Origin of the sequence: Romboutsia sp. 13368, assembly GCF_018336475.1 — a bacterium.
Lineage (GTDB): Bacteria > Bacillota > Clostridia > Peptostreptococcales > Peptostreptococcaceae > Romboutsia.
Genome location: NZ_CP048741.1, coordinates 351,341 through 356,939, shown reverse-complemented (window position 1 = coordinate 356,939; position 5,599 = coordinate 351,341). Strand labels below are relative to the sequence as shown.

The window sequence follows — 5,599 nt, the reverse complement described above, 5'->3', positions numbered from 1 at the left end:
TATATTACTATATCTAAAGTAGGGGCTACTAAAAACCATGCTATTATATTTGCTATAACTTGAGTAATATTAAATAATATAACTTGTTTAGTCCCAAATTCACCATCATTGACTCTTAATTTTTTCCATACTAATCCTATAATAAGTCCTACTACTCCAGAAGATATTACCCAACTAAACCATGGCATTCCATAGAATACTAAATCTTTTAATCCATGACCTATAAGCCCAATTAAAAATCCTGCTGCTGGACCATATAATATGGCCATTAACGCTAAATAAGCATATGCAGTTTCTATATTAGTATTAGGTATTCCAGTCGGTATAGATCCAAATCTTCCTAGTATCATGAATACAGCTGCACCTATTCCTATTGCAACTATAGTCCTTATTGAAAATTTGTTATTTTTTTCATCCTTATACCTCTCTATTTTTAGATGTATATTTCTATATTTTTTAAAATTAACGTAAATTTTAGTATAATGTTAAATGCGAAAATTATCAATAAAAGTAGGTTATACAATAAAAGGATACGAGTAGCACTCATATCCTTTATCTATATTATCTTCTTTTTCTTTTTGTCTTACTTATATTTTTAGTATTTCTTTCATTTTTATTCTTTGCTTTTGAAGAACTACCTTTAGAATTATTTCTTTGCTTAGAATTTTTATTATTAGAAGATTTACTTACCTTTTTATTTGAGTACGCTCTATTTGAATAACCTCTTGCTTCTCTAGGTTTTATTAAACATCTTGGAGCCATACCTATTAAGTCTTCTCTACCTGCTTCAACTAATGCTTGATATACTAAATCATAATTTCTTGGAGCACTATATTGAAGTAATGCTCTTTGCATTGCTTTTTCATGTTTTGATTTTGGTACATATACAGGTTTCATTGTTAATGGGTCTAATCCTGTATAGAACATTGTAGTTGATAATGTTCCTGGTGTTGGATAGAAATCTTGAACTTGCTCTGGTTGATATTTTATATCTCTTAAATATTCTGCAAGTTCTATAGCACTATTAAGCGTAGAACCTGGATGAGATGACATTAAGTAAGGTATAATATATTGCTTTTTGCCTACTTTTTCAGTTATATCAAAGAACTTTTGTCTAAATCTATCATATGTGTTTCCTGCTGGTTTTTGCATATATTGTAAAACTTCTTCCGCAATATGTTCTGGTGCAACCTTTAATTGACCACTAACATGATGCTCTATAAGTTCTCTCATAAACTTATTGTCTTTATCTGCCATTACATAGTCATATCTTATTCCTGAACGTACGAATACCTTCTTTACTTTTGGTAAACTTCTTACTTTTTTAAGAAGTTCTACAAAGTCAGTATGATCAACTTTTAAGTTTTTACATGGCTCTGGATGAAGACATTGTCTATGCTTACAAGCTCCCTTTGTTATTTGCTTTTTACAAGCTTCATGTCTAAAGTTTGCAGTAGGTCCTCCAACGTCATGTATATATCCTTTAAAATCTGGAAGCTCTGTTATATATTTAGCTTCTTCTAATATAGATTCATGACTTCTACTTTGTACAGCTCTACCTTGATGGAATGTAATTGCACAGAATGAACAACTACCAAAACATCCTCTAGAACTTACTATACCAAATTTAACTTCTTCTATAGCAGGTATTCCACCTTGCTCTTTATATATAGGATGATAATCCTTAGCATATGGTAATGCATAAACTGCATCTAGCTCTTCTCTATTTAAAGGTACCTCTGGTTTATTTTGAACTAAATATTTATCACCATGTCTTTGTATTATAGCTTTACCTCTAAATGGATCTTGTTCATCATATTGAATTTTAAATGCCTTAGCATATTCTTCTTTACTTTCACATATTGCTTTATATGATGGTATTTCTACATAATCATCATATATTTCTTCTTTAGTATCCGCTACATAGCATGTACCATTTATATGTCTTATATATTTAGGTTCAAATCCATCATTTAATGCATTTGCAACTTCTACTATTTGCTTTTCACTCATTCCGTAAACTAATAAATCTGCTCCACTGTCTATTAGTATAGATTTTCTAACTTTATCGCCCCAATAATCATAATGAGCAAATCTTCTTAAACTAGCTTCTATACCACCAATTATTATATTGGCATCTTTATATGCTTCTCTTATTTTGTTACAGTAAACTATAACAGCTCTATCTGGTCTACATCCCATTTTTCCACCAGGAGAATACATATCTTTATCTCTATGTTTTTTACTTACTGAATAATGATTTACCATAGAGTCCATATTTCCTGAGTTTACTAAGAATCCAAGTCTAGGTCTTCCTAGTTTCATAAAATCATCTGTAGTTTTCCAGTCTGGTTGTGCTATTATTCCTACTTTGTATCCAGCATTTTCTAATACTCTTGATATTATTGCTGTCCCAAAACTATGATGGTCAACATATGCATCTCCTGTAACTAGTACAAAGTCAAGTTGTTCCCATCCTCTATCTATCATATCTTGCTTGCATATCGGTAAAAATTTATTTTCCATTATATCACCTGCTTATTTTATACTTTTATTGTATATATCCATTATTTTGTCTTATAAACTATAATTATATCATTAAAAGTCAATTCTTTTAATCTCATTTTAATAAATATTATATNNNCTGCATAAAATTATCTATAAATATAAATCAAATTTAAATTTTTCTATTTAAATATAGACTAAAAAAGAGAGTTTTAAAACTCTCTTTTTTAGTCTATATTTAAAAGTCTCTTTATTTTATCTTCATGGTAGTTTATAACTAACTCTTTTGGGAAATCATTATCTGTTATTATTTTTTCTGCATAAGTAAAGTTCCCTACATCGTAACATATATGTGCATCACTTCCCATTATTATATTAACACCGTATTCTTTACAGTATTTAAGAAGCTCTTTAACATTATCCCAAGCACCTTCTCTAAAAGTATTTGGTTTTAAAGATGAATTATTAACTTCAAATGCTATTCCTTTTTCTTTAGCTGCTTTTACTACTCTTTCATAATCTACTGGATATCTACTATCATCTAAATGTGCTACTATTTTTACTTTTTCATGATTCATAGCATTTACCACAGCATTTGTATTTTGTTCTTTACTTCCACTATTTATGCATGGTGGATGTAAACTAACTAACATGTAACTCATATGAACTACCATATCAGGTGTTACATCTATATTTCCATCATAATCTAATATATTTGCTTCTATACCTTGTATAACTCTTACACCATCAATTTCCTTAGGTATAACATGAACATTTTGGAAATAATATGCATGAGGAGCAGCTGGCATATTAGGAGCATGCTCTGACAGACCTATATATTTAAGACCTGCTAATTTTGCAGATTCTACATTTTCCTTAATTGTGCTATATGCATGTCCACTTACAAGTGTATGTGTATGTAAATCTATTAAAGCTTTCATATATTTGTCCTTTCACTATAAATTAAGTACAAGATATATATTAAAGTATATACCCTGTACTAACTAATTATTTTTGTAAGTTTTTAAATTTGTCTTTGAATAATTCTCCTAAACTTCCTAAAGAATCTTCTGTTTCTAAGTATTCAGAGTAATCTTCTTCTGGCTCTCTATTTGCTTCTTTTATAGATAACACCATTCTTCTGTTTTTAGGTTTAAATTCTATAACCATAGCATTAACTGTATCGCCTATGTTAACTACACTGCTAACCTTTACAACTCTTTCTTCACTTAATTCAGATATAGGTAAAAATGCATCTACACCTTCTCTTATTTTAACTATAGCACCTTTTTCTATTATTCTAACAACTTCTCCAGTTACTATATCATCTAATTGAACATCTTGCTTTATTAACTCCCATGGATCATTGTTTATGTCTTTTAAAGCTAGTGCAAACTTTTTATTCTCTTTATCTATATCAAGAACATAAACTTGAACTTCTTGTCCTTCAGATAACATATCTTCAACAGATTCTACTTTTTCCCAAGATAAGTTATTTAAGTGAAGTAATCCTTCTATTCCACCTATATCAACAAAAGCTCCATAAGGCATTAACTTAGTAACTTTACCTTCTCTTTTTTGTCCAACTTCTAGAGAGTTAAATAATTCTTCTTTTTCTGCATTTACTTTTGCTATATGAGCTTCTTTCTCTGCTTTTACTCTCGCTCTTTCAGCTTCCTTTTCTGCCTTTATACGAGCTCTTCTTTCTTCTCTTTCTTTATCTAAACGTTCTTGTAGTACTTCTCTATGAGTAGCAACTATTCTATTTTTCTTAGCATCTAATTCTTTTATGTATACTTCTAAGTTTTTACCTACATAATTTTCTGTTTTATCAACAAACTTAGTATCTAATTGAGATATAGGTATGAATAAAGTTTGAGTATTATGTTTAGCAAATACCCCTCTTTCTATAGCTTTTTCAACTTGAACAGTTAATATTCTATGTTCTGCGAAAGCTTTTTCTAAGTCTGAATAATCTGCTTTTTCATCTAATTGTAATTTAGATAAATTTATTATTCCATCCTTTTGATAAACTCTAGTTATTATAGCAGTTATCTCATCCCCTACTTTATATACATCACTAGCATATTTACCTTTAGGTAAGTTTAATTCTTCATTTTTTATAACTCCATCAAACCCATAGTTTAACTCTAAAGTAACTTCATCATTAGTTATTTTAGATATTTTTCCACTTATAGTTTGACCAGCTCTAACTTGATTAAATTCTTGTTCTTGCTGTTCTAATAATTCCTGCATAGTTAAATTATTTGTCATTATCTATTCGTCCTTTCTCATTTAATTCTTTTATGAATATTATACCATTATTATTTTATATTTTTTAATCTTTATGAAAATATTTTCAATTATAATATAACTTTAACTTCATCTTTAATCTCTATAGTATCTCTAGAAACAAAACAGTCATAAGCTAATATATTTACACCATTATCTTTTGCAAATCTAAGTGCATCTCCTAACTCTTTGTGCTTTTTATCATTTGGCGTAAAGTATTTTACATCACTCATTTGAATTACAAAAACTATATATGATAAGTATCCTTCTTTAGATGCTTTTACTAACTCATTTATATGCTTTACACCTCTTTCAGTTTTTGCATCTGGAAACATAACTATATCATTTTCTTCTAGTGTAACTCCTTTAACTTCTATAAAAGCTTTCTTACTTTCAGTTTCTAAGTATATATCAAATCTAGAATTTTCATATGTTGTCTCTGGTTTTATTTTTGTAATTTTTTCATTTAATCCAGGCAGAATTATCTTACCATTTAACAAAGCTTCATATACCACTTTGTTTGGTACTTGAGAATCCATATTTATCAAACGATTACCTTTTTGAACTGCAATTAAAGAATATCTTGTCTTTCTATTCGGATTATCACTTTCTTCTAAAAATACAGTACAATTTGGTATTAATAATTCTTTACATTTACCTGTATTTTTAACATGTACTTTTTCTATATTATTATCTATTTCACAATAAGATATAAACCTATTTGGTCTTTCTAAAAACTTTGCTTCAACTATATTATTATATTTCATTTTATTCTCCTTATAAAAAATTCGCTTCGCTCATG

Annotated in this window: 5 protein-coding genes; all 5 read right to left on the bottom strand. The window is 28.6% G+C overall.

Going from position 1 to position 5,599, the window contains the following annotated elements; translation table 11 throughout:
- Positions 1-350: ECF-type riboflavin transporter substrate-binding protein (locus tag G3997_RS01415; protein ID WP_296646951.1), on the bottom strand; the 350-nt coding region annotated here is incomplete at its 3' end.
- A 211-nt stretch (positions 351-561) separates the two neighbouring features.
- Positions 562-2,526: a YgiQ family radical SAM protein gene (locus tag G3997_RS01410; protein WP_296646946.1), complete on the bottom strand. Its 1,965-nt coding sequence runs from the start codon at positions 2,524-2,526 to the stop codon at positions 562-564.
- A gap of 206 nt (positions 2,527-2,732) precedes the next feature.
- Positions 2,733-3,446 carry a phosphatase gene (locus tag G3997_RS01405; protein ID WP_296646942.1) on the bottom strand — a complete coding sequence of 238 codons (714 nt, stop codon included), beginning with the start codon at positions 3,444-3,446 and terminating at the stop codon, positions 2,733-2,735.
- A gap of 67 nt (positions 3,447-3,513) precedes the next feature.
- On the bottom strand, positions 3,514-4,779 hold the full coding sequence (locus tag G3997_RS01400) for a 30S ribosomal protein S1 (protein WP_296646938.1): 1,266 nt from the start codon (positions 4,777-4,779) through the stop codon (positions 3,514-3,516).
- A gap of 89 nt (positions 4,780-4,868) precedes the next feature.
- Entirely contained in the window at positions 4,869-5,564 is a 696-nt protein-coding gene (gene sfsA / locus G3997_RS01395; protein WP_296646935.1) for a DNA/RNA nuclease SfsA, read from the bottom strand.
- Positions 5,565-5,599: the final 35 nt, after the last annotated feature.